This is a genomic window from Pseudomonas sp. 2822-17 (assembly GCF_002742485.1).
Classification (GTDB): domain Bacteria; phylum Pseudomonadota; class Gammaproteobacteria; order Pseudomonadales; family Pseudomonadaceae; genus Aquipseudomonas; species Aquipseudomonas cyclaminis.
Window position 1 is genome coordinate 1 of the sequence record NZ_LJRZ01000548.1, and the last position, 240, is coordinate 240.

Below are 240 nucleotides of genomic sequence, written 5' to 3' on the forward strand. Positions count from 1 at the left end.
TTCCACCAGTACCTATTCCAGAAATAAAAGCATCCAATTGGTCACCAACTTGTTCTAGTAACTCTTTACCTGTTGTATCACGGTGGATTTTCGGATTTGCTTCATTTTCGAACTGCTGCGGCATAAAGTAGCCTTTTTCTTTTTGTAACTCTTTGGCTTTCCTAATTGCTCCGCCCATTCCCTCAGGTCCTGGAGTTAAAAATAATTCTGCTCCATAAGCACGGAGAAGATTTCTTCTTT

General features: G+C 40.4%; 1 protein-coding gene. It reads right to left on the reverse strand.

The window, feature by feature from the left end:
* Window positions 1–240 (reverse strand): pyridoxal-phosphate dependent enzyme (locus tag AOA60_RS23145; RefSeq protein ID WP_143522484.1); only part of this gene is annotated, 240 nt, incomplete at both ends.